This is a genomic window from Burkholderia sp. MSMB1588, assembly GCF_001546925.1.
GTDB classification, from domain to species: Bacteria; Pseudomonadota; Gammaproteobacteria; order Burkholderiales; family Burkholderiaceae; genus Burkholderia; species Burkholderia humptydooensis.
Window position 1 is genome coordinate 676,100 of the sequence record NZ_LNJS01000001.1, and the last position, 23,584, is coordinate 699,683.

20 protein-coding genes and 2 pseudogenes are annotated in these 23,584 nt (G+C 71.2%); 9 read left to right on the forward strand and 13 right to left on the reverse strand.

What is annotated here, in order from left to right:
- Positions 1-29: 29 nt before the first annotated feature.
- Positions 30-914, reverse strand: coding sequence for a LysR family transcriptional regulator (locus WS92_RS14780; RefSeq protein WP_009911417.1), 885 nt, complete (start codon positions 912-914; stop codon positions 30-32).
- A 116-nt stretch (positions 915-1,030) separates the two neighbouring features.
- Here WS92_RS14780 and WS92_RS14785 point away from each other — a divergent pair, with 116 nt between their 5' ends.
- Positions 1,031-2,257, forward strand: a complete 1,227-nt coding sequence (locus WS92_RS14785) for a serine hydrolase domain-containing protein (protein WP_059932014.1) — start codon at positions 1,031-1,033, stop codon at positions 2,255-2,257.
- Positions 2,254-3,465 carry an MFS transporter gene (locus WS92_RS14790; protein ID WP_059932016.1) on the forward strand — a complete coding sequence of 404 codons (1,212 nt, stop codon included), beginning with the start codon at positions 2,254-2,256 and terminating at the stop codon, positions 3,463-3,465. Before WS92_RS14785 ends, WS92_RS14790 begins: the two co-directional genes overlap by 4 nt.
- A 65-nt stretch (positions 3,466-3,530) precedes the next feature.
- Here the strand turns inward: WS92_RS14790 and WS92_RS14795 are convergent, their stop codons facing one another.
- From WS92_RS14795 to WS92_RS14810, 4 genes are all read right to left on the reverse strand, one after another.
- Positions 3,531-4,478 (reverse strand): sugar-binding transcriptional regulator, encoded by a 948-nt coding sequence (locus tag WS92_RS14795; RefSeq protein ID WP_006024745.1) that lies wholly within the window; start codon positions 4,476-4,478, stop codon positions 3,531-3,533.
- A 95-nt stretch (positions 4,479-4,573) separates the two neighbouring features.
- Positions 4,574-6,055, reverse strand: a complete 1,482-nt coding sequence (xylB, locus tag WS92_RS14800) for a xylulokinase (RefSeq protein WP_059932018.1) — start codon at positions 6,053-6,055, stop codon at positions 4,574-4,576.
- Positions 6,056-6,152: 97 nt separating this feature from the next.
- Positions 6,153-7,595 carry a D-arabinitol 4-dehydrogenase gene (gene dalD / locus WS92_RS14805; protein ID WP_051139186.1) on the reverse strand — a complete coding sequence of 481 codons (1,443 nt, stop codon included), beginning with the start codon at positions 7,593-7,595 and terminating at the stop codon, positions 6,153-6,155.
- A gap of 129 nt (positions 7,596-7,724) precedes the next feature.
- The gene (locus tag WS92_RS14810; RefSeq protein ID WP_015601767.1) at positions 7,725-8,639 is read right to left on the reverse strand and encodes a LysR family transcriptional regulator; all 915 of its coding nucleotides are present in this window, start codon (positions 8,637-8,639) and stop codon (positions 7,725-7,727) included.
- Between the two features lie 100 nt (positions 8,640-8,739).
- Here WS92_RS14810 and mdlC point away from each other — a divergent pair, with 100 nt between their 5' ends.
- The 3 genes and pseudogenes from mdlC to WS92_RS14825 all read left to right on the forward strand — a co-directional run.
- The gene (gene mdlC / locus WS92_RS14815; protein WP_059932222.1) at positions 8,740-10,359 is read left to right on the forward strand and encodes a benzoylformate decarboxylase; all 1,620 of its coding nucleotides are present in this window, start codon (positions 8,740-8,742) and stop codon (positions 10,357-10,359) included.
- Between the two features lie 102 nt (positions 10,360-10,461).
- The gene (locus WS92_RS14820) at positions 10,462-11,913 is read left to right on the forward strand and encodes an aldehyde dehydrogenase (protein WP_059932224.1); all 1,452 of its coding nucleotides are present in this window, start codon (positions 10,462-10,464) and stop codon (positions 11,911-11,913) included.
- Positions 11,914-11,925: 12 nt separating this feature from the next.
- A pseudogene (locus tag WS92_RS14825) lies at positions 11,926-12,093 on the forward strand (2-dehydropantoate 2-reductase N-terminal domain-containing protein); the annotation flags it as partial.
- 287 nt (positions 12,094-12,380) lie between these two features.
- On the opposite strand, the pseudogene WS92_RS36595 reads toward WS92_RS14825, so the two are convergent.
- A pseudogene (locus tag WS92_RS36595) lies at positions 12,381-12,568 on the reverse strand (hypothetical protein).
- Positions 12,569-12,577: 9 nt separating this feature from the next.
- On the opposite strand from WS92_RS36595, the gene WS92_RS14835 reads away from it, so the two are divergent.
- Entirely contained in the window at positions 12,578-14,032 is a 1,455-nt protein-coding gene (locus WS92_RS14835; RefSeq protein WP_059932020.1) for an MFS transporter, read from the forward strand.
- 25 nt (positions 14,033-14,057) lie between these two features.
- Here WS92_RS14835 and kynA read toward each other — a convergent pair whose 3' ends face one another.
- From kynA to kynB, 3 genes are all read right to left on the reverse strand, one after another.
- Complete coding sequence (kynA, locus tag WS92_RS14840; protein WP_015600141.1) at positions 14,058-14,978, reverse strand: tryptophan 2,3-dioxygenase; 921 nt, start codon at positions 14,976-14,978, stop codon at positions 14,058-14,060.
- A gap of 97 nt (positions 14,979-15,075) precedes the next feature.
- Positions 15,076-16,326 (reverse strand): kynureninase, encoded by a 1,251-nt coding sequence (gene kynU, locus WS92_RS14845; RefSeq protein WP_059932022.1) that lies wholly within the window; start codon positions 16,324-16,326, stop codon positions 15,076-15,078.
- A gap of 42 nt (positions 16,327-16,368) precedes the next feature.
- Complete coding sequence (gene kynB / locus WS92_RS14850) at positions 16,369-17,010, reverse strand: arylformamidase (RefSeq protein ID WP_059932024.1); 642 nt, start codon at positions 17,008-17,010, stop codon at positions 16,369-16,371.
- Positions 17,011-17,138: 128 nt separating this feature from the next.
- Here kynB and WS92_RS14855 point away from each other — a divergent pair, with 128 nt between their 5' ends.
- A complete protein-coding gene (locus WS92_RS14855) occupies positions 17,139-17,642 on the forward strand; it encodes an Lrp/AsnC family transcriptional regulator (protein ID WP_004189016.1) in 504 nt (167 codons plus the stop codon).
- Here the strand turns inward: WS92_RS14855 and WS92_RS14860 are convergent.
- Positions 17,629-18,144: a flavin reductase family protein gene (locus tag WS92_RS14860; RefSeq protein WP_015601807.1), complete on the reverse strand. Its 516-nt coding sequence runs from the start codon at positions 18,142-18,144 to the stop codon at positions 17,629-17,631. The two genes, WS92_RS14855 and WS92_RS14860, sit on opposite strands and share 14 nt — an antisense overlap.
- A gap of 278 nt (positions 18,145-18,422) precedes the next feature.
- On the opposite strand from WS92_RS14860, the gene msrA reads away from it, so the two are divergent.
- Positions 18,423-18,980 (forward strand): peptide-methionine (S)-S-oxide reductase MsrA, encoded by a 558-nt coding sequence (gene msrA, locus WS92_RS14865; protein ID WP_015600603.1) that lies wholly within the window; start codon positions 18,423-18,425, stop codon positions 18,978-18,980.
- Positions 18,981-19,096: 116 nt separating this feature from the next.
- Here msrA and WS92_RS14870 read toward each other — a convergent pair whose 3' ends face one another.
- The 3 genes from WS92_RS14870 to pdxH all read right to left on the reverse strand — a co-directional run bounded on the left by WS92_RS14870 (position 19,097) and on the right by pdxH (position 22,522).
- A complete protein-coding gene (locus tag WS92_RS14870) occupies positions 19,097-20,500 on the reverse strand; it encodes a DUF72 domain-containing protein (protein WP_059932026.1) in 1,404 nt (467 codons plus the stop codon).
- A 26-nt stretch (positions 20,501-20,526) separates the two neighbouring features.
- Complete coding sequence (locus WS92_RS14875; RefSeq protein ID WP_059932028.1) at positions 20,527-21,747, reverse strand: SAM-dependent methyltransferase; 1,221 nt, start codon at positions 21,745-21,747, stop codon at positions 20,527-20,529.
- A gap of 130 nt (positions 21,748-21,877) precedes the next feature.
- Positions 21,878-22,522: a pyridoxamine 5'-phosphate oxidase gene (gene pdxH / locus WS92_RS14880; RefSeq protein WP_015602122.1), complete on the reverse strand. Its 645-nt coding sequence runs from the start codon at positions 22,520-22,522 to the stop codon at positions 21,878-21,880.
- A gap of 133 nt (positions 22,523-22,655) precedes the next feature.
- On the opposite strand from pdxH, the gene tcdA reads away from it, so the two are divergent.
- On the forward strand, positions 22,656-23,522 hold the full coding sequence (gene tcdA, locus WS92_RS14885) for a tRNA cyclic N6-threonylcarbamoyladenosine(37) synthase TcdA (protein WP_059932030.1): 867 nt from the start codon (positions 22,656-22,658) through the stop codon (positions 23,520-23,522).
- Positions 23,523-23,584: the final 62 nt, after the last annotated feature.

Below are 23,584 nucleotides of genomic sequence, written 5' to 3' on the forward strand. Positions count from 1 at the left end.
GCGGCGCGGCCGCGAAGCCGCGCGCGTGCCTACGCGAACATGCGTCCGGCGATGAAATCGACGAACGCGCGCAGCTTCGGCGAAGCGTGCCGCCCCGACGGCCACAGCACGTGGAACGACTGCGAGCGCTCGACATACTCGTCGAGCGCCGTGCGCAGCCTGCCGCTCGCGAGCTCGTCGCGCACCGCGAAATCCGGCACGCACGCGAGCCCGCGGCCGCGAATCGCGAAGCACACGCGCGTCTCGACGTTGTTGCAGATCATCGATTTCGGCAGCTCGACGTCGGCGTCGCCCGGCGCGGGCCGCAGCGGCCAGCGCTCGAGCTTGCCGGTGGTCGGGAAGCGGTAGAGCAGGCACGCATGGCGCGCGAGATCGGCGGGCGTGCGCGGCGCGCCGTGGCGCGCGAAATAGTCGGGCGAGCCGACGACGACCTGCGAGAACGTGCCGAGCCGCCGCGCCGACAGCCGCGAATCGTGCGGCTCGCCGCCGCGCACGACCGCGTCGAAGCCCTCGTCGATCACGTCGACGAGCCGGTCGGTGAAATCGAGATCGAGCTGGATGTCCGGGTACGCCGCCATGAAGTCGGCCAGCACGGGCAGCACGGGCGAGCTGAGCGCGGGCAGGCTCACGCGCAGCCGGCCGCTCGGCGCGTGCGCGCTGCGCGACAGCTCCTGCTGCGCCTCCTCGATTTCCGCGAGCACGCGCCGGCATCGCTCGAGAAAGCGCGTGCCCTCCGCGGTCAACGCGATGCTGCGCGTGCTGCGATGGAACAGGCGCACGTTCAGGCGCGCCTCGAGCCGCGCGATCCGCTTGCCGACGGCCGATGCGGACACGCCGAGCGCGCGCGCGGCCGCGACGAAGCTGCGGGTCTCGGCGACCTGCACGAAGACGACGAACCCGCTCAGGCTTTCCATCCGGCCGCTCCCGATTACGGACACCAATGTCCGCAGTGTCAGGAACTCTATCCTAGTTTTTCTTCATTCGCCGGCTGCCTACCATGAGCGCTCCATCCATTTCACGGGGAAGCGCCATGACTCTTTCATCGTCGTCCGCGCTCGGCGAGCGCGTCGACGCGGCCATCGACGCCGCGCTTGCCGAGCGGCGTGTCGTCGGCGCGGTCGTGCTCGTCGCGCGGCGGGGCGAGCTCGCGTATCGGCGCGCGGCGGGGCTGGCCGATCGCGAGGCCGGCGCGCCGATGCGCGAAGACACGCTGTTCCGGTTCGCGTCGGTGTCGAAGCCGATCGTGTCGGCGGCGGCGATGCGCGCCGTCGCGGCGGGCAAGCTCGATCTCGACGCGAGCATCACGCGCTGGCTGCCCGAGTTCGCGCCGCGGCTGCCGGACGGCCGCCCGGCGCGCATCACGGCGCGGCATCTGCTGTCGCACACGGCGGGCCTCGGCTACCGCTTTCTCGAAGCCGACGGGCGCGGCCCGTATGCGCGCGCCGGCGTGTCGGACGGCATGGATCGCGCGGGCATCTCGCTCGCCGAGAACCTGCGCCGCATCGCGAGCGTGCCGCTGCAGTACGCGCCCGGCACATCGTGGGCGTATTCGCTCGCGATCGACGTGCTCGGCGCGCTGCTCGAGGCCGTGTGCGACAAGCCGCTCGAAGACGCGGTGGCCGAGCTCGTGACGACGCCGCTCGGCATGGTCGACACGCGCTTTTACGCGCACGACGCGGCGCGGCTCGCGGCGGCGTATGTGGACGCGGCGGGCGTCGCGGAGGCGGATGTCGCCACGTCAGGCGTCGCCACGTCGGGCGAGCCGCGGCGCATGGCGGCGCTCGAGATCGCGGCGCCATTTCCCGATACGGTCGGCATCCGCTTCGAGCCCGCCCGCGCGCTCGATCCGCATGCGTTCGCATCGGGCGGCGCCGGGATGGCCGGCACGGCGCCTGATGTCCTCGCGCTGATCGAGGCGCTGCGCACCGGGGGCGACGGCTGGCTGCCCGCCGCGCGGATCGACGAGATGGCGCGCATCCAGCCGGGCGCGGCCGATCTGCCGACGGCGCCCGGCTACGGCTTCGGGCTCGGATTCTCGGTGCTGCGCGACCCGGCCGCCGCGCGATCGCCCGAATCCGTCGGCACGTGGCGCTGGGGCGGCGCGTATGGCCACGCGTGGTTCGTCGACCGCGCGGCCGGCCTGAGCGTCGTCGCGCTCACCAATACCGCTTACGAGGGGATGTCGGGACGCTTCGTCGCCGACGTGCGCGACGCGGTGTACGGCGCGGTGTCCGCCGCGCGGGAGCGGGCGGCATGAGCGACTGCACGACGCCATCCGCCGGCTTCGCGCTGCCGCCGCGCGCGGCCGCGCGCCTGCCGCTCGCGGGCCTGCTCGCGCTCGCGACGGCGGGCTTCATCACGATCGTGACCGAGGCGCTGCCCGCCGGGCTGCTGCCGCTGATGGGCCGCGATCTGCGCGTGTCCGAGGCGCTCGTCGGCCAGCTCGTCACTGTCTATGCGATCGGCTCGATCGTCGCGGCGATTCCGCTCGTCGCGGTGACGCGCGGCATGCGCCGGCGGCCGCTCCTGCTCGTCGCGCTCGCGGGCTTCGTCGTCGCGAACACGGCGACGGCCGCGTCGGCGCATTACGCGCTCGTCCTCGCCGCGCGCTTCGTCGCGGGCATCGCGGCCGGGCTGCTGTGGGCGCTGCTCGCGGGCTACGCGAGCCGGATGGTCGATGAACGGCTGCGTGGCCGCGCGATCGCGATCGCGATGCTCGGCGCGCCGGTTGCGATGTCGATCGGCATTCCGCTCGGCACGACGCTTGGCGCGGCGCTCGGCTGGCGCGCGACGTTCGCCGGCGTGACGGCGCTCACGCTCGCGCTGATCGGGTGGGTGTGCGCGAGCCTGCCCGATGCGCCGGGGCAGCCGTCCGGCGAGCGGCTGCCGATCGGCCGCGTGCTGATGGTGCCGGGCGTGCGGCCCGTGCTGACGGTGATGTTCGCTTACGTGCTCGCGCACAACATCCTCTACACGTACATCGCGCCGTTTCTCGCGAGCGCGGGAATGGGCGCGCGGATCGACGCGGCGCTGTTCGCGTTCGGCGCGGCGTCGTTCGTCGGAATCGGGCTGACGGGCGCGTGGATCGGCAATGGGCTGCGGCGGCTCGCGCTCGCGAGCATCGCGCTCTTCGCGCTCGCGTCCGCGTTGCTCGGCGTGGCGAGCGCGTCGCCCGTCATCGTCTACGCGAGCGTCGCCGCCTGGGGGCTCACGTTCGGCGGCGCGGCGACGATCTTCCAGACCGCGTCGGCGAACGCGGCGGGCGACGCGGCCGACGTCGCGCAATCGATGATCGTCACGGTCTGGAATCTCGCGATCGCGGGCGGGGGCGTCGCGGGCGGCGTGCTGCTCGAGCGGTTCGGCGCGGGCGTGATGCCGTGGGCGCTCGTCGCGCTTCTCGTGCCTGCGTGGTTCGGCGCGTGGCGCGCGCGCCGCCACGGGTTTCCGGCGGCGCGCGCGTCGTGACGGGCGCGATCGCGCGCGGGTTGGCCCGGCGGAATCGGTTGAATCGGTTGACGCGCCCGGCGCGATTACTCGGCGAGCGCGGCGCGCGCGCAGGTCTCGTCGGTCACGAGCCCCGACAGCCACCGGCCGCGCAGCGCGGCGAGCACCGCGGCGCGCTTGCGCGGCCCGCCCGCGAAGCCGATCGTGGGGCGCAACGGCGGCGCGTCGAGCGCGACGCTCGTCACGCGCGTGCTCGTCGACGCGACGATCGGCCGCCCCTGCGCGTCGATCGGCAGGCCGAGCATCTCGGCCACCGCGCCGAGCTCGACCATCTCGTTGAGCTCGCCCTCGGTGATGAAGCCGTCCTCGAACAGCGGGCAGTGTGCGCCGATGTTGCCGACGCCGACGAACGCGACGTCGGCCTGCGCCGACAGCTTCTCGACGATCCGGTACAGCCGGTGATTGCACCACTGCGCGCGCTCGGCCTCGCTGTCCGCGAAGAGCGGCGCGGGCAGCAGGAAGTGCTTGCCGCCCGTCTTCTCGGAGATGTGCTGCGCGACGTCGTATGGGTTCGACGAGCCGTCCTGCGCGATCGCGCCCACCATCGACACAAGCCGGTGCTGCGGCCGCTCGAGCTGCGCGATCTGCGCGACGGCGGCCTTCAGCGTGCGGCCGCTGCTGACCGCGACCACCATCGGCTTCTCTTCGTTCAGATAGCGCTCCATCACCTGCGCGCCCGCGACCGCGAGCTTGCGGTCGATCGCGTCGGGCGCGTCGCCGTCGATCGGCACGACTTCGCACATCGCGAGGCCGTAGCGCTTCGATAGCTGCGCGGCGAGATCGAGGCAATCGGCGACGCGATGGTCGACGCGCACGCGAATCAGGTTCTTCTCGACCGCGAACGCGACGAGGCGCTGCGCGACGGGGCGCGACACCTGCAGCTTCTCGGCGATTTCGTTCTGCGTGTCGCCCGCGACGTAGTAGAGCCAGGCGGCGCGCGTCGCGAGATCGAGTTTTTCGGAGGACTTGGACACGATGGCGGAATCTCAGGTCGGGCGCGCGCGACGGGCATCAGGCCGGCCCGATGCCCGCCACGCGCGGGGAAAACTCGCACTGTAGCGCACCGCGCTCACGCGAGCCGCGCGCGCGACGGCTCGAAGAGCGGCCGCACGTGCCGGTACAGCGCGCGCAACGTGTCGAGCCGCGCGCGCAGCGCCGCGTGACGGGCCGCGTTCGGCACGAATTCGTCGCGCAGCGGCGGCTTCGCCAGCACGTCGTGCGCGTCGCCGCCAACCGCGAGCCAGCCGAGCCGCGCCGCGCCGAGCGCCGCGCCCGTTTCGCCGCCGCCGTGGCGGCGCGTGCGCACGCCGAGCGCGTCGGCGATCAGTTGCGCCCAGTACACGCTTCGCGCGCCGCCGCCGATCAGCGACAGCGCGTCCGTCTGCGTGCCGCCCGCGATCAGCGCGTCGAAGCCGTCGGCGAGCGCGAGCGTCACGCCTTCGAGCACCGCGTAGCCGAGGAGCGCGCGATCGGTGCCGTGCGTCATCCCGAAGAACACGCCTTGCGCGTACGGATCGTTGTGCGGCGTGCGCTCGCCGGACAGATAGGGCAGGAAGATCGGCGCGTTCTCGCACGCGGCGGGATCGAGCGCGGCGATTTCGGCGAGGAGCGCCGGCTCGTCGGTCGACGTGAGCTTGCAGACCCAGCGCAGGCAGCTCGCCGCCGACAGCACGACGCTCATCTGCTGCCAGCGGTCGGGAATCGCATGGCAGAACGCGTGGACGGCCGACGCGGGGTTCGGCCGGAAGCGGTCGCCGACGACGCTCAGCACGCCCGACGTGCCGAGCGACACGAAGCCGTCGCCCGGCTGCGTCGCGCCGATGCCGAGCGCGCTCGTCGCGTTGTCGCCGCCGCCGCCCGCGACGACGACCGCTTCGGCGAGCCCGAGCGCGCGCGCGACGTCCGCGCGCAGCGTGCCGGAAGGCGCGTTGCCTTCGACGATCCTCGGCATCTGCGCGCGCGTCATGCCGCCCGCGGCGAGGAGCGCGTCGGACCAGTCGCGCCGCGCGGCGTCGAGCCACAGCGTGCCCGCCGCGTCGGACGGATCGGACACCTTCGCGCCCGTGAGCTTCAGGCGCAGATAATCCTTCGGCATCAGCACGCAGGCGATCGCGCGGAACACGTCGGGCTCGTGCCGCGCGACCCACAGCAGCTTCGGCGCGGTGAAGCCCGGCATCGCGAGATTGCCGGCGATCGCGTGCAGGCCGGGTGCGCGCGCCTCGAATTCCGCGCATTCGTCGGCGCAGCGCATGTCGTTCCAGAGGATCGCGGGGCGCAGCACGCGATCGTCGCGATCGAGCAGCACCGCGCCGTGCATCTGGCCGGACAGTCCGATGCTCCGCACCGCGGCGAACGCCCGCGGATGTTGCGCGCGCAACGCGGCGAGCGCGGCGAGCGTGCCCGTCCACCAGTCGTCCGGATGCTGCTCGGCCCAGCGCGGATGCGCGCGCTCGACGGTAAACGGCGTGCCCGCCGTGCCGACGACGCCGCCGTCGGGCGAAAGCAGCAGCACCTTCACTTCGGAGGTGCCGAGATCGATGCCGAGATACATGGGGCGAAAAACGATGCGTCGACGGGAAGCCGCTACTTTAGCCGCGCGCCCGCCGCCGTGCCAATGGCGATTTGACCCGAGTGACGCGCGCGGCCGTTCAGCGGCGGGCGAGCCATGCGTCGACGCGCGCGGCGCCCGCGCGCAGCGCGCGCTCGAGCGCGGGCGCGCCGGCGAGCGTCCCCCAGAGCGGGCGCTGCCCGGCGAGCGCGGCGACGGGGTCGTCCGCGCGCGCGATCGCGCGTGCGACGTCCGCGTCCATCACGCCGTCCTGATACGCGTAGGGCAGCGCGCCCTGCGCCCAGCGCTGCAGGAAGCGCAGGAAGAGCGCGGGCAGCACCGCGGTCGACACCGGCTCGGCGCCGCGCGCGATCGATTCGGCGAGCGTCGGCGCGATGAAGCCGGGGATTTTCGAGAAGCCGTCGGCCGCGACGCGCTGGTTCGTGTCGCGGATGTGCGGATTGCCGAAGCGGTCGAGCACGACGTCGCGATAGCGCGCGAGATCGAGCGGGCTCGGCGTGAGGCACGGGATCACGTCGTCCGTCACGTAAGCGTGCGCGAAGCGGCGAATTTCCGCGTCGTGCGTGCCTTCGTGGATGTATGAATGGCCCGCGAGCGTGCCCGCCCACGCGATGCAGCTATGCGTCGCGTTCAGGACCCGGATCTTCGCTTCCTCGTACGGATGGACGTCGCCGACGAGCTCCGCGCCCGCCTTCTCCCACGCGGGGCGGCCGGCCGCGAAGCGATCCTCGATCACCCACTGGATGAACGACTCGCCCATCACCGGGCACGCGTCGTCGACGCCCGTGGCCGCGCGCACGCGCTCGCGCACGTCGGGCGTCGGGCGCGGCGTGATGCGGTCGACCATCGAGCTCGGGCACGCGACGTTCGCATCGAACCATGCGAGCAGCTCGACGAGGCCGCGCCGCGACAGGAACTCGCGCATGCCTGCCCGAAAGCGCGCGCCGTTGCTGCGCAGGTTGTCGCAGCTCTGCAGCGTGACCGGGCCCGCGCCGCGCGCGACGCGCTCGGCGAGGAGCGCCGCGAGCGCGCCGTAGATCGTGAGCCGCGCGCCTTGCAGATCGGCCGCGAGATCGGGATTCGCCGCGTCAAGCCGGTCGTGCTCGTCGAGGTAGTAGCCGCCTTCCGTCACCGTGAACGACACGATCCGGCACACCGGATCGGCGCCCGCGTCGATCAGCGCCGCCAGATCGATCGACCACGGCAGCACGCGCGTGATCGAGCGGATCGTCTCGTACGCGCGCTCGCCCTGCGGCGTGACCGTTTCGAGCGTGTAGACGCCGTGCTGCGCGGCGAGCGCGTCGCGGGTCGCGCGCATGTCGTCGCGAATGTCGCCGACGACGAGCGACCACCGTGCGCCGGCGGGCGACGCTTCGTTGACGCGATGCAGATACCACGCCTGATGCGCGCGATGGAACGAGCCGACGCCGATGTGCAAGATCGCCGGCGCGGCGGTGGATGGGCTGCTCATCCCGTGTCTCCTGACGGCCGGCTCGCGCCCGCCGAATTTTTCATAGATCATTTGCTCTTTGTGTGAGCGAATGATCGTATTCGGGGGCGCGAAAGTCAAGGCGATCGAGCGGGCTTTCGATGCTGCGGCGCGCCAATCGCCGCATGGGCGCGGGGTGTCGGGACGCGTCGCCGGCGAGCGTCAGAACGGCTCGCGGGTCAGCAGCGCGAGCGCTTCGAGCAGCCGCGCGGCCGGCCCGGGCAGGATGCCGTGGCGGCGGCGGAACGCGGTCAGCGTGCGGGTGGCGGCCACGCCTTCGACGGCGAGCGTGTCGATCGTGCGCGCGCGGCGTTCCGCGCGGTACATCGGCTCGGCCATCCAGCTCAGGAAGCCCGCGTGCGCGACGAGGCTCTTGAGCGCCGTCACCGAGCGGGTCTCGACCGCGATGTCGGGCGGCGCGAGCCCGTGCGCGTCGAACGCCGCGCGCATCTGCTCGAACGGCGCGGTGCCGCGCGGCGGGATCGCCCACCGCGCGGCGCGCGTGTCGGCGAGCGTGAGCGGCGCGCGCGCGGCGGCGCGCAGCGGATGATCGGGCGCGGCGACGACATGGCTCACGTCGTCCCACCGGCACTCGGCGATCGCGACGACATCGTCGGTGTCCGGCACGCGCGTGCTCAACGCGACGTCGATCTCGTGCGTGAGGAGCGCGTCGACGAGCCGGTCCCACACGCCTTCGACGATCACGACGCGCAGGTTCGGCCAGCGGTCGAGCACGCGCCCGATCGCCACCGGCAGCACGAGGCTCGCGATGCTGCCGACCGCACCCACCTTGATCGTGCCTTTCGCGAGCCCGCGCAGCGCATCGATTTCCTCGCGCGCGTGCTCGGCCTCGTGCTGCAGCAGCGCTGCGTGCGGCAGCAGCGCCTCGCCGATCGCGGTCAGTTGCACGCCCTTCGAATGGCGCTCGAAGAGCGGCGCGCCGATCTGGTCCTCGAGCCGTTTCAGGATGCGGCTCAACGCCGGCTGCGTGACGTGCAGCGCGTCGGCCGCGCGCCCGAGGCTGCCGCTCGCGGCGATCGTCGTGAAGGCGCGCAACTGGCGCAGGTCGAAAGTCATGCCGTTGTGTAATGACTTATTTCAGAAAATACAGTATCGAGGAATATGTGCGCCGCCGATACTGTGGAAACCGATGATGACGATGAGGAGACACGCCCGCATGACGCCCCCCGATCCTCGCGCCGACGCGCCTGCCCGCGCACCGTACACGGTGCGCGACGCCGTAATCGATCTGCTGCGCCGGTTCGGCATCCGCAAGGTGTTCGGCAATCCGGGCTCGACCGAGCTGCCTATGTTCCGCAATTTCCCCGACGATTTCGAATATGTGCTCGGCCTGCACGAGGCGGTGGCGGTCGGGATGGCGGACGGCTACGCGCAGGCGAGCGGCAACGCGGCCGTCGTGAATCTGCATTCGGCGGCGGGCGTCGGTAACGCGATGGGCGTGCTGTTCACCGCCTATCGGAACAAGACGCCGCTCGTCGTCACGGCCGGCCAGCAGGCGCGCTCGATCCTGCCGTTCGAGCCGTTTCTCGCGTCGGTGCAGGCGGCCGAATTGCCGAAGCCTTACGTGAAATGGAGCATCGAGCCCGCGCGCGCCGAGGACGTGCCCGCCGCGATCGCGCGCGCGTATCACGTCGCGATGCAGGAGCCGCGCGGGCCCGTGTTCGTGTCGATCCCGGCCGACGACTGGGATCGCCCCGCCGAGCCGATGCCCGCGCGCACGGTGAGCGGCGAAGTGCGGCCCGCGCCCGAGGCGCTCGCGCGGCTCGGCGACGCGCTCGACGCGAGCGAGCGCCCGGCGTTCGTGGTCGGCGCGGCGGTGGCGCGCGCGGGCGCGTGGGACGATGCGGTGCGGCTCGCCGAGCGGCACCGCGCGCGCGTGTATGCTGCGCCGATGTCGGGCCGCTGCAGCTTTCCCGAGGAACATCCGCTCTTCGCGGGCTTTCTGCCGCCGATCCGCGAGCGGATCGTCGAACAGCTCGCCGGCCACGATTTCATCCTCGCGTTCGGCGCGCCCGTCTTCACGTATCACATCGAAGGCTTCGGTCCGCACGTGCCCGCGGGCGCGACGCTGCATCAGCTCGTCGACGATCCGTCGGTGGCCGCGTGGACGCCCGTCGGCGACGCGGTCGTCGGCAATCTGCGGCTCGCCGCGCGCGACCTGCTCGCGCGCGCCGCGCCGCGCGAGCGGCCGATGCCCGCGCCGCGCGCGCCGCGCGAGCGCGTCGGCCCGGGCGCGCCCGGCGAGCGGATGCCGGTGGCGTTCGCGTTGCAGACGCTCGCCGACGTGCGCGGCTCGCACGACGTTGTCGTCGAGGAAGCGCCGAGCGCGCGGCCGGCGATGCACGAGCACCTGCCGTTCTCGCGCGCCGACACGTTCTACACGATGGACAGCGGCGGCCTCGGCTACGGGATGCCGGCCGCGGTCGGCATCGCGCTCGGCTCGCCGGGGCGGCGCGTGATCGCGCTGATCGGCGACGGCTCGAGCCTCTATTCGATTCAGGCGCTCTGGAGCGCCGCGCATCTGAAGCTGCCGGTCACGTTCATGATCCTGAACAACGCGCGCTACGCGGCGCTGCAGGATTTCGCGCCCGTGTTCGGCTTTCGCGACGACGAGCCGGTGCAGGGCACCGCGCTGCCCGATCTCGATTTCGTGTCGCTCGCGCGCGGGCTCGGTTGCGACGGCGTGCGCGTGAGCGACGCGGCGCGCCTGCGCGACGCGCTCGAACGGGCGCTCGCGTCGCCCGTGCCCGTCGTCGTCGACGTCGAGATCGCGTGATGCGCGCGAGGGCCCGGAGGACCGATAAGCCCGAAAAGCCCGCGCAACGGCGATCATGAGCATCACGAAGCATTGGAAGGCATTCAGAAGGAGAACACACGCATGCAGGACATCTCGATGCTGATCGGCGGCGAGCGCCGCCCGGCCACGGGCGGCGCGACGTTCGAGCGCCGCAATCCGCTCGACGGCGAGCTCGCGACGCGCGCGGCCGCCGCGACCGCCGGCGACGCGCGCGCGGCCGTGGACGCCGCGTCCGCCGCGTTTGCGCCGTGGGCCGCGCTCGGCCCGAGCGCGCGCCGCGCGCTGCTGCTGAAGGCAGCCGCCGCGCTCGAGGCGAAGCGCGACGCGTTCGTCGCCGCGATGGCGGCCGAGACGGGCGCATCGGCGATCTGGGCGCGGTTCAACGTCGAGCTCGCCGCGAACGGCCTCGTCGAGGCGGCCGCGCTGACGACGCAGATTGGCGGCGAGCTGATTCCGTCGGACGTGCCGGGCTCGCTCGCGATGGGCGTGCGGCAGCCGGCGGGCGTCGTGCTCGGCATCGCGCCGTGGAACGCGCCCGTGATCCTCGGCGTGCGCGCGCTCGCGCTGCCGCTCGCATGCGGCAACACGGTGGTGTTCAAGGGCTCGGAGCTGTGCCCGGCCACGCACGGCCTCATCGCCGACGCGCTGCACGAAGCGGGGCTGCCGCGCGGCGTCGTGAACTTCGTGACGAACGCGCCCGCCGACGCCGGCGCTGTCGTCGACGCGATGATCGCGCACCCGGCCGTGCGCCGCGTGAACTTCACGGGCTCGACGCGGGTCGGCCGGATCATCGCCGAACGCTGCGCGCGGCATCTGAAGCCCGCCGTGCTCGAGCTCGGCGGCAAGGCGCCGTTCGTCGTGCTCGACGATGCCGATCTCGACGCGGCCGTCGCGGCGGCCGCGTTCGGCGCGTTCGCGAATTCCGGGCAGATCTGCATGTCGACCGAGCGGATCGTCGTCGATGAGCGGATCGCCGACGCGTTCGTCGCGAAGCTCGCCGACAAGGCCGCGTCGCTGCCGTTGGGCGACCCGCGCAACGGGCCCGTCGTGCTCGGCTCGGTGATCGACGCGCAGACGGTCGAGCGCTGCAACGCGCTCATCGACGACGCGCTCGCGAAAGGCGCGGTGCTGCTCTGCGGCGGCAAGGCCGACAGCACGCTGATGCCCGCGACGCTAGTCGACCGCGTGACGCCCGCGATGCGCATCTACGCCGAGGAATCGTTCGGGCCGGTGAAGGGCATCGTGCGCGTCGCGGGCGAGGAGGCGGCGATCGCGTGCGCGAACGACAACGCGTTCGGCCTGTCGTCGGCCGTGTTCAGCCGCGACGTCGCGCGCGCGATGCGCGTTGCCGCGCGGATCGAATCGGGGATCTGCCACGTGAACGGGCCGACCGTTCACGACGAGGCGCAGATGCCGTTCGGCGGCGTGAAGGACAGCGGCTTCGGCCACTTTGGCGGCAAGGCGGGCATCGCCCAATTCACCGATCTGCGCTGGATCACCGTGCAGACGGCCCCGCGCCACTATCCGTTCTGAGCAATGACGACGATGAAGATCGCAATGCTCGGCGCGGGCGCGATGGGCTCGCTGTTCGGCGGATTGCTCGCCGAGGGCGGGCACGACGTGACGCTCGTCGATGCGAACGCCGCGCACGTCGACGCGCCGCCCGAACTGGTGATCGTGTTCACGAAGACGCTGCTCACGCGCGCGGCGCTCGCGGCCGCGCGCGAGCTCGGCGTGGCGGTGCCGCATGTGCGGACCGCTGTTGCAGCTCGTCAGGCTGATCGACGCGCCGGGCGGGTGACGGCGGCAGGGCGGCGAAGCGGGCGCGCATGAGGTCACGCGACGTCGTTCGCGCGGCTTCGGGGGCGCTGTGAACGCGTGCGGCAACGTGACGACGCGGCGGCGCGATGGCCGACGGCCGCATGCCAGCCGCCGTAGGGGTTTCCAGCAATTCAACTAATCGAAATTGGTTTTACCATGCGTAAATTCATAAGCTTGCGCTAGATCAATGCGCGCTCGCGCGGATGCTTGCCGACCCGCGCCGCGCGCGGCTCGTGCGAGGCGGATGAAGCCCTTGCTCCGCAGGGCATGCCCGCGACATCGCAAACGGTTTCGAAGAAGGCCGGGCGGGGCGGGTCAGTGCGACGCGCCGATCCAGAGGACATTCAGGAGACGACATGAAGCACACCCCGACCCCGTGTTTCGCCGCGGCGCGCCGCCGCATCGCCGGTTCGAGCGCCGCGCGCCGGAGGCTCGCATGAGCGCCCGCCACGGCGGTGCGCCGCTTGCGGTCGACATCGGCGCGACGCTCGACCACGGCCCGTTCACCGCGATGCAGCGCGTCGCGGTGCTGCTCGCCGCGTTCGCGATCATGCTCGACGGCTTCGACAGCCAGTTGATCGGCTTCGCGATTCCGGTGCTGATCAAGGAGTGGGGGATCGCGCGCGACGCGTTCGCGCCCGCCGTCGCGGCGGGCTTGTTCGGGATGGGCGTCGGCAGCGCGTGCGCGGGCCTGTTCGCGGACCGCTTCGGCCGGCGCTGGGCGATCATCGGCAGCGTATTCGTGTTCGGCGCGGCCACCTGCGCGATCGGCTTCGCGCCGAACGTCGCGACCATCGCCGCGCTGCGCTTCGTCGCGGGCCTCGGGATCGGCGGCGCGCTGCCTACCGCGACGACGATGACGGCCGAGTACACGCCCGCGCGCCGCCGCACGATGATGGTGACGGCGACGATCGTCTGCGTGCCGGCGGGCGGAATGCTCGCGGGCCTGTTCGCGCACGAGGTGCTGCCCGCATATGGCTGGCGCGGCCTGTTCTGGCTCGGCGGCGCGCTGCCGCTCGCGCTCGGCCTGCTGCTCGTGCGCGCGCTGCCCGAATCGCCGCGCTATCTCGCGCGCGATCCCGCGCGCTGGCGCGAGCTCGGCGTGCTGCTCGCGCGCATGGGCCGGCCCGTCGCCGACGGCACCGCCTTCACCGATCTCGCCGAGGCGCGCGCGCACGAAGGGCAGCGGCGCGGCGTGCGCACGCTGTTCTCGGCGGTCTACGCGCGCGACACGGTCGCGTTGTGGTGCGCGTTCTGCATGTGCCTGCTCGCCGTCTACAGCGCATTCAGTTGGCTGCCGACGATGCTGACGTCGCAAGGCCTGAGCGTGTCGGTCGCGGGTTCCGGGCTCACCGCATACAACCTCGGCGGCGTCCTGGGCGCGCTCGGCTGCGCGCTCGCGATCGGGCGTTTCGGCTCGCGCTGGCCGCTCGCGTTCTGCTGCGCGGGCGGCGCGGCGAGCGCCGCGTGGCTGCTCGGCGTCGATGCCGGCGGCCACACCGGCTGGCTGATCGCCGGCCTCGCCGCGCACGGCTTCTTCGTGAACGCGGTGCAATCGACGATGTACGCGCTCTGCACGTTCATCTATCCGACGCCCGTGCGCGCGACGGGCACCGCCGGCGCTGTCGCGTTCGGCCGCGTCGGCGCGATCCTGAGCGCGTTCGCGGGCGCTTACGTGATCTCGGCGGGCGGCGCGAACGCGTACCTGGCGATGCTCGCCGCCGCGATGACGGCCGTGCTCGTCGCGTTGCTCGCGCTGCGCCGGCACATTCCGCGGCTGCGCCGCAGCCGGCTGCCGGCGGGCGACGAGCTCGCGCGCACCGCGCCCTGACGCGTCGCCGCGCGTGCGCGCGGCGCTACAGCGTCGTGCGCACGTGCCAGAGTTCGGGGAACAGCACGACGTCGAGCATCTTGCGCAGATACGGCGCACCGCTCGTGCCGCCCGTGCCCTGCTTGAGGCCGATGATCCGCTCGACCGTCGTCACGTGGCGGAAGCGCCATTGGCGGAACGCGTCTTCGAGGTCGACGAGCTCTTCGGCCATTTCGTACAGCTCCCAGTGCGCGTTCGGCTCGCGGTACACGGTGAGCCACGCGGCCTCGACGGTCGGATCGTGGCGCGTCGGCTGCGTCCAGTCCGCGTCGAGCCGCTCGGGCGCGATCGGAAAGCCGCGGCGCGCGAGCAGGCGAATCACTTCGTCGTACAGCGACGGCGATTGCAGCGACGCCGCGAGATGCGCGTGGATCGCCGGCCGGTGCGCGTGCGGATGCAGCATCTGCGCGTTCTTGTTGCCGAGGATGAACTCGAGCTCGCGATACTGATACGACTGGAAGCCCGACGACGCGCCGAGATACGGCCGCATCGCCGAGTACTCGGACGGCGTCATCGTCGCGAGCACGTTCCACGCCTGCACGAGCTGCTCGAGCACGCGCGACACGCGCGCGAGCATCTTGAACGCGGGCGGCAGCGCGTCGTTGCGGATCGACGCGAGCGCCGCGCGCAGCTCGTAGAGCGCGAGCTTCATCCACAGCTCGCTCGTCTGATGCTGGATGATGAACAGCATCTCGTTGTGATCGGGCGAGAGCGGATGCTGCGCATCGAGGATCGGATCGAGCGACAGGTAGTCGCCGTAGCTCATCGACTGCGAGAAGTCGAGCTGCGCGCGATGCCAGCCGGCCGGCGCGTCGTCGCCCTCGGCGATGGGCACGTGCGGCGCGTCGGGCGCGTGCGCGCCGGCGAACGGGCAGCGGGGGGCGTTGTCGTTGCCGGGCGGCTGCATGTGGCCTGAATTCACGATTGTCTCCATGGAACGGATGTGAGGATGCGGGCGGCCGACCGGCCGACTGCCGCACGGATCGCGTGGCGCTCGCGCGGGCTCAGGTCACCGCGGCGCGCGTCGCGAATTCGGGCGCGCGCCACGCTTCGGTTTCGAGGATGTCGCGCAGCGTCTCGACCGCGTCCCACACGTCGACGAAGCGCGTGTAGAGGGGCGTGAAGCCGAAGCGCAGGATGTGCGGCTCGCGGTAGTCGCCGATCACGCCGCGCGCGATCAGCGCCTGCATCACTTCGTAGCCGTGCGGATGCTCGAAGCTCGCCTGCGAGCCGCGCTGATGATGCGCGCGCGGCGTGACGAGCTTGAGCGGCTGGCCCGCGCAGCGCGATTCGGCGAGCGCGATGAACGCGTCGGTCAGCGCGAGCGACTTGCGGCGGATCGCGTGCATGTCGGTCTGCGCGAACACGTCGAGCCCGCACTCGATCATCGACATCGACACGATCGGCTGCGTGCCGCACAGAAAGCGCGCGATGCCCGCGTCGGGCTCGAACGCGGGCTGCATCGCGAACGGCGCGCGATGGCCCCACCAGCCGGACAGCGGCTGCTCGAACGCGCGCTGATGGCGCCTGGGCACCCAGACGAACGCGGGCGAGCCGGGGCCGCCGTTCAGATACTTGTACGTGCAGCCGACCGCGCCATCCGCGAGCGCGCCGTTCAGATCGACGGGCACGGCGCCCGCCGAGTGCGCGAGATCCCACAGCATCAGCGCGCCCGCCTGGCGGACCGTCTGCGTGACGGATGGCATGTCGTGCATGTAGCCCGTCCGGTAGTTCACGTGCGTGATCATCGCGACGGCGGTTTCGTCGTCGAGCGCGTCGGGCAGGTCGGCCGGGCCGTCGATGAGGCGCAGCTCGTAATCGCGGTCGAGCTGCGCGATGAGCCCCTGCGCGATGTACAGGTCGGTCGGGAAATTCGAGCGCTCCGACACGATCACGCGGCGCTTCGGCGCGTGCCGCGCCTGGTGCAGCAGCATCGCGGACAGCAGCTTGAACAGGTTGATCGAGATCGTGTCGGTGATCGCGACTTCGCCTTGCGCCGCGCCGATGATCGGCGCGAGCCTGTCGCCGAGCCGGCGCGGCAGCGCGAACCAGCCGGCCGCGTTCCAGCTTCGGATGAGGCCTTCGCCCCATTCGGCGCCGATCACCCGTTGCGCGCGGGCGGCCGCCGCGCGCGGCTGCGCGCCGAGCGAATTGCCGTCGAGATAGATCACGCCGGCGGGCAGCGCGAACTGGTCGCGCAACGACGCGAGCGGGTCGTCGCGGTCGAGCGCGAGCGCTTCTTCACGTGTTTTCATGATGTCGAACCTGGTTGGGGAAGGGGGCAGCGCGTCCGTTTTTCAGCGCGGCGCGTCGGGCAGCGCGCGCAGCACCGCGCGCACGGGGCTCGCGTCGAGCGTCGCGAACTTCAGCGGCAGCGCGATCAGCTCGTAGTCGCCGGCGGCGATTTCGTCGAGCACGAGGCCTTCGAGAATCGCCATCCGGTGCGCGCGGATGCGCCGGTGCGCGTCCATCGTCTTCGATTCCTGCGGGTCGAGCGACGGCGTGTCGATGCCGACGAGGCGCACGCCGTGCGCGGCGAGCAGATCGATCGTCTGCGGCGCGATTGCGCAGAACGCGCTGTCCCACGCGCGCTGCGGCGCCTGGCCGTACGTGCGCAGCAGCACGCGCGGCGGCGCGCCGGCGAGCGCCGCGCGCACGTCGTCGGGCGCGACGACGGGGCGCGCGCCGATGCAATGGATCACGCGGCAGCGGCCGAGATATGCGTCGAGCGGCACCGCGCCGATCGGCGCGCCGTCGGCGTCGTAGTGCAGCGGCGCATCCGCGTGCGCGCCCGTGTGCGGCGACAGCGTGATGCGCGCGACGTTGACGGGCGAGCCCGCCTCGATGCGCCACACCCGCTCGATGCCGACGGGCGTGTCGCCCGGCCAGACGGGCGTCGCGGCGGAGATTGACGGGGAGATGTCCCAGATCGTGTCCATGCGTTGTCGAAGAACCTCGGATGATTCGCATGATAGGCAAAGCCGCGAAGCAGGTGCTTGCGAAATAAGCATGGACAATCCACCAATATGGCAGATAATTCGAAATAGCTCTAAAACGGAGACCAAAAATGCATGCGATTACGCTGGATGCAACCGATTGCCGTATTCTCGCGGTCCTTCAGGAAGAAGGCCGGATCAGCAACCTCGATCTGGCCGAGCGCATTTCGCTGTCGCCGTCCGCGTGCCTGCGGCGGATGCGGCTCCTCGAAGAGCAGGGGGTGATCGAACGCTATCGCGCGTGCCTGAGCCGCGAGAAGCTCGGGTTCGAGCTGGAGGCGTTCGTGCAGGTGTCGATGCGCAACGACCAGACGCAGTGGCACGAGCGTTTCGCGCAAGCGGTGCGCGAATGGCCGGAGGTGGTCGGCGCGTTCGTCGTGACGGGCGAGACGCACTATCTGCTGCGCGTGCTCGCGCACAACCTGAAGCACTACTCCGATTTCGTGCTGAATCAGCTATACAAGACGCCCGGCGTGCTCGACATCCGCTCGAACATCGTGCTGCAGACGCTGAAGGACGAAGCGGGGCCGCCCGTCGCGCTCGCGCGCACGGGCCCCGCGATCAAAGCCGTGTGAGGCCGTGGAAGCCGCCGCTCTGGAACACGAGCGGCGCGAGCGCGGCGGCGTCGGGGTGCACGCCGCAGCGCTCGACCTCGCCGACGAAGATCACGTGGTCGCCCTCGTCGTAGCGGCTGCGGTTGTGGCATTCGAACCACGCGAGCGCGCCGTCGAGCACGGGCATGCCGGAGTCGCCCTGCGCATGCGACACGCCTTCGAAGCGGTTGCCCTTCAGCGTCGCGAAGCGCATGCACAGATCATGCTGCGACGCGGACAGCACGTTGACGACATAATGGCTGTTCGTGCGGAACACCGGCATCGACGCCGATTTGTGCGCGAGGCTCCACAGCACGAGCGGCGGATCGAGCGACACCGAGTTGAACGAGCTCGCTGTGATGCCGATCAACTGGCCGGACGGCGCGCGCGTCGTGATCACCGTCACGCCGGTCGCGAACTGGCCGAGCGCTTGGCGGAACGCGGCGGCATCGAAATTCGGCGGGCTGGCCTGTCCATGTTTCATCGCGTGACGGCCTCGGGCGACGGGCGCGCGCGGCGGCGAGCGGAACGGGCGGCGGCGCCGCGGGTGAAATGGCGGGAAGAGAGCAGGACGGTCATCGGAAAATTCGTCTGGTTAGCGACGATTTTAGCGGCAATCGTGCACGGCTGCGACGGGCCGCCGCACCCGGCGACTGGCCGGCGCCACATTTTTCGCGGAACGCGGCGCGCATCGCGTGCGGCGGCCGGGACGGGCGCGGGCGTGGCGCGGGGGACGAACGTAACGAACGAAAGGAAACCGATATGAGTCAAGCAACGAACGAAGTCGCGACGCTGGGCGGCGGGTGCTTCTGGTGCCAGGAGGCGGTGTTTCTCGACGTCGACGGCGTGACGGCCGTCGAATCGGGCTACGCGGGCGGCCATACGCGCGATCCCGGCTACCGTGACGTGTGCGGCGGCGACACGGGCCACGCGGAAGTCGTCAACGTGACGTTCGATCCGGGCCGGATCGGCTATCGCGAGATCCTCGAAATCTTTTTCGCGACGCACGATCCGACGCAACTGAACCGGCAGGGCAACGACGTCGGCACGCAATACCGGTCGGTGATCTTCACGCACTCGGACGCGCAGCGCGACGCGGCGCTCGACGTGATCGGCACGCTCGAGCGCGACAAGCTGTACGACGAGCCGATCGTCACGCAGGTCGAGCCGCTGAACGGCAACTACTGGCCCGCGGAGGAATATCACCGGAACTATTACGCGCGCAATCCGGGGCAGGGCTACTGCGCGGTCGTGATCGGGCCGAAGCTCGCGAAGTTTCGGCAGAAGTTCGCGCATCGGCTGAAGTCGCGCGGCGCGTGACGCCGGCGCATGACGCGATGGGGCGACGCCGGATGCGTCGCGTGTCGCATGGCCGCGCGGGGCGAGCGTTGACGGGGTGCGGATCGCCCGCCGGCGCGCGGTGCGCCCCCCGCGCGTTACGCCGCCTCGCCGCGCCAGCGCGCGCACGCGGCCGCGATTTCCTTCGCGAGCGCGATGCACGACAGCGGCGCCGATCCTTCCGCCTTGTTGTTCACCGTGATGAGCACCGGCTGGCCGGCGAGCACGTAGCGCGCCGCGAGCTCCGCGAGCGCCGTGCGGGTATGCGGGTCCTCGTCGACGAGCCGGTCGAACGGCTCGTACTTCGCCTTCGCCTGTTCGTACTTGAAGCCGCTGTGCAGGCTCCAGCGGACGATCAGCGGGCCCGACGGCTCGCCGTCGAGGAGCGCGAGCGCCGCCGCCTGACGCAGCGGGTCCGGCATCTTCGCGTGCAGCCCGACGCAGTAGCGCACCCCCGCCGCCGCGAGCGCGCGGATGAAGCGCGGCGTGAGAAGGCTCGCGTCGCGGATCTCGACCGCGTAGCGCGGGCCGTCCGGGCCGCCTATGCCATCTGAGCCATCCGGCGGCGGCAGCGGCGGCAGCGCGCAGAGGAACGCGCTCAGGCGATCGACGAGCGCGGCCGGATCGGCGAGCAGCGTATCGGGCATCGGCGGGAACTGGAAGACGAGCGCGCCCGCCTTGTTGCCGAGCCCTTCGAGGCACGGGCGCACGAATTCGTCGGCGGCGAGCCGCGCGTTCAGGAACGCCGGGTTCGGGCCGGTCGGCTCGCCGCGCGCGCCGCGCAGCACCGCATCGGTGACGAGCGCCGGCGCCTTGACGACGAAGCGGAAGTCGTCCGGCACCTGCTGCGCGTAGCGCAGATAATCGGCGACGGTGAGCGGCGCGTAGAACGAGCGGTCGAGGCTCACGCTCTTGAGCAGCGGATGCGCGGCGTACGCTTCGAGGCCTTCGCGCGACAGCTTCGATTGCGCGTAGTCGTCGCCGTAGACGATGTCCTTCCAGCCGGGGAAATACCACGACGACGTGCCGAGCCGCACGTGCAGCGGCAGCGCGCGCGCGGCGGCGGCGATGTCGTCCGTGATCGCGGTGGGCGCGACGCCGCGCCGGCGCGCGCGCTTCCTGGGCGCGGCGGCGGGCGGCGGCGCGTCGAAACCGGGGAGCGTGGGTGTCGCGGCGGAGGCGGGCGGGGCGGCGGGCGCGTCGGCATCGCCTCCGCTCTTGCCGTTCGCGCCGCCGTTCGCACCCGGCGCGCGCGTCGCCGCGGGCGGCGGCGTTCCCGCCATGTCGTCCGACGGCGACGCGTCACCCGACGCCGCGACATCCCGCGACGCGTCGCCCGGCCGGCCGCGCGCCGCGCGCTTGCGCTTGCCGCCCGATCCGGACGACGACGCGGGTGAAGGCGGCTGCGACAGCGGCTGCGCCCCGAACAGGTCGAATTGATCGCTTCGCGCGTCGTCTTCTCGTGGCGGCGCAGGTTTGCGCCGCGTGCTGCCGTCACCCATCCGTCATCGCAAAAAGGCGCCGCCCGTCAGCGCGGCAGCGCGTGTTCGTACATGTAGCGCCGCGACCACGGCAGCGTTTTCGCGCTCTGCCCGGCCTTGCGGCACACGATCTGGAAGATCGACACGTCGTCGTGCTCGAATGCATACGCGCAGCCGGCCAGATACACGCGCCAGATGCGGAATTTTTCGTCGTCGACGAGCTTTCTGGCTTCCTCGGCCTTCGCCTCGAAGTTCTCGGTCCAGATGTCGAGCGTGCGCGCATAGTGCCGTCGCAGGCTCTCGACGTCAACCGCCTCGAGCCCGCCGCGCTGCGCCGCCTCGAGCGCGAGGCTGATGTGCGGCAGCTCGCCGTCCGGGAACACGTAGCGGTCGATGAATTCGCCGCCGCCGAGCGCCGTCTCGCCGCTTTCCGCGTCGGTCGACGTGATGCCGTGGTTCATCGCAATGCCGTCGTCGGCGAGCAGCTCGCGGATTCGCGAGAAGTAGAGCGGCAGGTTCTTGCGGCCGACGTGCTCGAACATCCCGACGCTCGTGATCCGGTCGAACTGGCCGTCGATCTCGCGATAGTCCTGCAGCCTGATCTGGATCCGGTCCTCGAGGCCCGCGCGCTTCACGCGCTCGGTCGCGAGCTCGAACTGGTTTTGCGACAGCGTGACGCCGACGCAGCGCGCGCCGAACTTGCCCGCCGCGCGCAGCACGAGCGCGCCCCAGCCGCAGCCGATGTCGAGCAGGCGCTGGCCGGGCTGCACGCCGATCTTCGTGAGGATGTGGTCGATCTTCTTGATCTGCGCGGTGCCGAGGTCTTCGTCGCCGTTCTCGAAGTACGCGCACGAATAGACCATGTTCTCGTCGAGCCACAGCGCGTAGAACTCGTTCGACACGTCGTAGTGATACTGGATCGCTTTCCGGTCGGAGCTCTTCGAGTGATTGAAGTAGCGCTTCACGCGCGCGAGCTTGCTCGCGCTCGTCACCGTGCTGCGCGCGAGCGAATAGCTGATGTTGATGATGTCGGCAAGCTTGCCTTCGATGTCGATCTTGCCCTTCACGTACGCCTCGCCGAGGTTGTCGAGGCTCGGCTCGAGCAGCAGCGGCAGCGCGGACGCGCTGTTGACCTTCAGCGTCACCTGCGGCGCCGCGAACGTGCCGAAATCGAGTTGCTGTCCGTTCCAGAGGACGAGGCGCGCCGGTATGTTCGACTTCTCCCGTACTTCGTCCGCCCACTGTGCCAGTTTCTTTTCCCAGAACATTTGGAATCCCCTTTTGTTCGTTGAAACGAAATACCGCCAGGTTGTCGGGCGGGCGGCCGGCGTGCGGGGACGGCGGCCGCCCGCGAGCAAAAACGAAACGCGGGCAGGGCGGGTGCGGGCGCGCGGCGCGTTACGGCGCGAGGCGCGAGATCTTCCAGCCGCTCTCCGACGCGGGATCGCGCACGTACAGCAGGCGGTCGTGGAGCCGCGACGGGCGGCCCTGCCAGAATTCGATCGCGCTCGGCACGAGACGGTAGCCGCCCCAGTGCGGCGGGCGCGGCGGATTTTCGCCGAAGCGCGCGCTGATGTCCTTCTCGCGCGCCTCGAGCAGCGCGCGGCTCTCGATCACCGCGCTCTGCTCGGACGCCCATGCGCCGATCCGCGAGCCGAGCGGCCGCGACGCGAAATACCGGTCGCTTTCCGCTTCGCTCGTCTTTTCGATGCGCCCCTCGATGCGGACCTGCCGCTCGAGCTCGATCCAATAGAAGAGCAGCGCCGCGTTCGGGTTGTGCGCGAGCTCGCGCCCCTTGCGGCTCTCGTAGTTCGTGAAGAACACGAAGCCGCGCTCGTCGACGCCCTTGATGAGCACGACCCGCGCGGACGGCCGGCCGGATTCGTCGACGGTCGCGAGCGTCATCGTGTTGGGCTCGGGCAACTGCGCGCTGAGCGCTTCCTTGAACCAGACGTCGAACTGGACGAACGGATTCGGGTTCACGTCCGCTGCGTCGAGCGACGCGCGGGAATAGTTGGTGCGGAGATCGGCAAGTGTCGTCATCGGTGTGCGGGCGCTCAATCGGGGCCAGTATAACGAAGGTGGAAAAAACCTGCGTTGCAGCGGTTCGGTGCGTGTTTGCCGCCGGCCGATCAGGCAAAATAGCGGGCTATTCGTTGCCTTTCGTTCAGCTTGTATGTCTCGTACCGACGCCATTGCGACGCCTCACGATGTTACTCCGCAGCCATCCGGACAGCTTGACGCGGATCGCGCGCGACGCTTCGGCGGCGTCGCGCGGCTCTATGGCGCCGACGCGCTCGCCGCGTTCGAGCGCGCGCGCGTCGCCGTGGTCGGCATCGGCGGCGTCGGCTCGTGGGCGGCCGAGGCGCTCGCGCGCAGCGCCGTCGGCGAACTGACCCTGATCGATCTCGACAACGTCGCCGAAAGCAACACGAACCGGCAGATCCACGCGCTCGACGGCAACTACGGCAAGCCGAAGGTCGACGCGATGGCCGAGCGGATCGCGCTCATCGATCCGGCGTGCCGCGTCGTGAAGATCGAGGATTTCGTCGAGCCGGACAATCTCGATGCGCTGCTCGGCGGCGGCTTCGATTACATCGTCGACGCGATCGACAGCGCGCGCACGAAGGTCGCGCTGATCGCGTGGTGCGTCGCGCGCGGGCAGCCGCTCGTGACGGTCGGCGGCGCGGGCGGCCAGCTCGATCCGACCCGCATCCGGATCGACGACCTCGCGCAGACGATCCAGGACCCGCTGCTGTCGAAGGTGCGCGCGCAGTTGCGCAAGCAGCACGGCTTTCCGCGCGGGCCGAAAGCGAAATTCAAGGTGAGCGCCGTCTACTCGGACGAGCCGCTGATCTACCCGGAGGCGGCCGTGTGCGACGTCGACGACGTCGCGCTGCACACGGCAACCGACGCGCAGGCGCCGGGGCCCACCGGGCTCAATTGCGCGGGCTTCGGCTCGAGCGTGTGCGTGACCGCGAGCTTCGGGTTCGCGGCGGCCGCGCATGCGCTGCGCGCGCTCGCCGCGCGGGCGGGGCGGTAACGCCGGCGCGGCCGCCGTGCAATCGCGGCGAAAGAAAAAAGTGGCGCACGCGCCATGCGCGC

Excerpts from the sequence above, each read along its gene's own strand:
- WS92_RS14785 (WP_059932014.1), top strand. The coding sequence starts at position 1,031 with ATGACTCTTTCATCGTCGTCCGCGCTCGGCGAGCGCGTCGACGCGGCC.
- WS92_RS14790 (WP_059932016.1), top strand. The coding sequence starts at position 2,254 with ATGAGCGACTGCACGACGCCATCCGCCGGCTTCGCGCTGCCGCCGCGC.
- WS92_RS14820 (WP_059932224.1), top strand. The coding sequence starts at position 10,462 with ATGCAGGACATCTCGATGCTGATCGGCGGCGAGCGCCGCCCGGCCACG.
- WS92_RS14875 (WP_059932028.1), bottom strand. The coding sequence starts at position 21,747 with ATGTTCTGGGAAAAGAAACTGGCACAGTGGGCGGACGAAGTACGGGAG.
- WS92_RS14810 (WP_015601767.1), bottom strand. The coding sequence starts at position 8,639 with ATGACTTTCGACCTGCGCCAGTTGCGCGCCTTCACGACGATCGCCGCG.
- tcdA (WP_059932030.1), top strand. The coding sequence starts at position 22,656 with ATGTCTCGTACCGACGCCATTGCGACGCCTCACGATGTTACTCCGCAG.
- kynA (WP_015600141.1), bottom strand. The coding sequence starts at position 14,978 with ATGCAGCCGCCCGGCAACGACAACGCCCCCCGCTGCCCGTTCGCCGGC.
- xylB (WP_059932018.1), bottom strand. The coding sequence starts at position 6,055 with ATGTATCTCGGCATCGATCTCGGCACCTCCGAAGTGAAGGTGCTGCTG.
- WS92_RS14780 (WP_009911417.1), bottom strand. The coding sequence starts at position 914 with ATGGAAAGCCTGAGCGGGTTCGTCGTCTTCGTGCAGGTCGCCGAGACC.
- kynB (WP_059932024.1), bottom strand. The coding sequence starts at position 17,010 with ATGGACACGATCTGGGACATCTCCCCGTCAATCTCCGCCGCGACGCCC.
- pdxH (WP_015602122.1), bottom strand. The coding sequence starts at position 22,522 with ATGACGACACTTGCCGATCTCCGCACCAACTATTCCCGCGCGTCGCTC.
- msrA (WP_015600603.1), top strand. The coding sequence starts at position 18,423 with ATGAGTCAAGCAACGAACGAAGTCGCGACGCTGGGCGGCGGGTGCTTC.
- dalD (WP_051139186.1), bottom strand. The coding sequence starts at position 7,595 with ATGATCTATGAAAAATTCGGCGGGCGCGAGCCGGCCGTCAGGAGACAC.
- WS92_RS14860 (WP_015601807.1), bottom strand. The coding sequence starts at position 18,144 with ATGAAACATGGACAGGCCAGCCCGCCGAATTTCGATGCCGCCGCGTTC.
- WS92_RS14855 (WP_004189016.1), top strand. The coding sequence starts at position 17,139 with ATGCATGCGATTACGCTGGATGCAACCGATTGCCGTATTCTCGCGGTC.
- kynU (WP_059932022.1), bottom strand. The coding sequence starts at position 16,326 with ATGAAAACACGTGAAGAAGCGCTCGCGCTCGACCGCGACGACCCGCTC.
- mdlC (WP_059932222.1), top strand. The coding sequence starts at position 8,740 with ATGACGCCCCCCGATCCTCGCGCCGACGCGCCTGCCCGCGCACCGTAC.
- WS92_RS14870 (WP_059932026.1), bottom strand. The coding sequence starts at position 20,500 with ATGGGTGACGGCAGCACGCGGCGCAAACCTGCGCCGCCACGAGAAGAC.